Consider the following 1083-nt stretch of genomic DNA (forward strand, 5'->3'; position numbering starts at 1 on the left):
TGGGGCTTCGGGGGTGTTCGTGGCTATCAGCGATATATAAATGACTACGTACGGCCGAGCGGCTGGGGCTTCGGCAGTCGCGTTCGCTGTGGGGGTCGAATCGGTCGCAAGGAGAACGGTCACGTGGAGCGGCCGTGACCTTATGAGAGCGCGTTGCCAACCTCGGACCGATGGCGGACCGATCCGGCGGCGACGAGGCCGTCTCGACGACCGCCGACGACGCCGATCCCGCCGACGCCGATCCGGTTCCTGACGACCTCGACGTCGGCGTCGACGACGAGGTGAAACGCCGGCTGCGCGAGGCGTACCTCAACGACGAGGAGAACGTCCTGATCGTCACGCGGGTGCGCTCCGTCGGCGCCCGCGTCGCCGTCGAGATGCGCCCGCCCCACGGCGACGCGACCCACACCGAGCGGTTCGACGCGCCCCGTGACGGGTCGCTTCGGGAGTCTGAGGCGTTCCTCGACTTCTTAGCGGCCGCCGGCGTCTCCCCCCTCGACGTCGACGAGCTCGTGGGCACGCGGGTCCCGGCGACGTACGATCCGGAGACGGGCTGGTGCGTCGACGCCGCGTACCGTGGCGACGACGCGGCGGGCGAGACGGGGCGGTTGGCCGGCGCCCGCGACTGGCTCTGGACCTACCGAACGTGGCTGCTCGCGGCGCTGCTCATCGGCGGAGAGCTAGCGTTCGTCGCCGTGGTCATCCTGGTGTACGGGTGACCCGCGCCGCCGGGCAGAGTGAACTGACGCGGGAGGCGGTCCGGCTGCACCGTCCGACGCTCCGAGACCTGCCCGAACTGCGGCCACCGCGTCAGGTGGCCGCCGCGCGACCGGCCGGCGGAGCGGAGTCGGTCCGCGCGGCCCAGGGAACGCAGCCGAAACACTCGTCTGGGCGTTCCACGGAGGACGACACCGCGCCGCTCACTCGACGGTCGGCGCTTTCTCGTCGGTCGTCCCCGGGATCTCGATTTCGATCTCGAGCTCCTGTTCGCCGTACCCCTCGTACTCGATCTCGAGCTCGACGGGCTCGCCGAACGCGAACGGCAGCGTCCACTCGTCGCCGGTGACGGTCAACTCGCCGCCC

Annotated in this window: 2 protein-coding genes; one reads left to right on the forward strand and one right to left on the reverse strand. The window is 70.7% G+C overall.

All coding sequences use genetic code 11. From position 1 onward, the window contains the following. Positions 1 to 170: 170 nt before the first annotated feature. A complete protein-coding gene (locus U4E84_RS18440) occupies positions 171 to 719 on the forward strand; it encodes a hypothetical protein (RefSeq protein ID WP_322533507.1) in 549 nt (182 codons plus the stop codon). Between the two features lie 201 nt (positions 720 to 920). Here U4E84_RS18440 and U4E84_RS18445 read toward each other — a convergent pair. Then, on the reverse strand, positions 921 to 1083 hold a 163-nt coding region (locus tag U4E84_RS18445; protein ID WP_322533508.1), incomplete at its 5' end, for an amphi-Trp domain-containing protein.

Source organism: Halorubrum sp. AD140, assembly GCF_034497445.1.
Taxonomy (GTDB): domain Archaea; phylum Halobacteriota; class Halobacteria; order Halobacteriales; family Haloferacaceae; genus Halorubrum.

Excerpts from the sequence above, each read along its gene's own strand:
- U4E84_RS18440 (WP_322533507.1), top strand. The coding sequence starts at position 171 with ATGGCGGACCGATCCGGCGGCGACGAGGCCGTCTCGACGACCGCCGAC.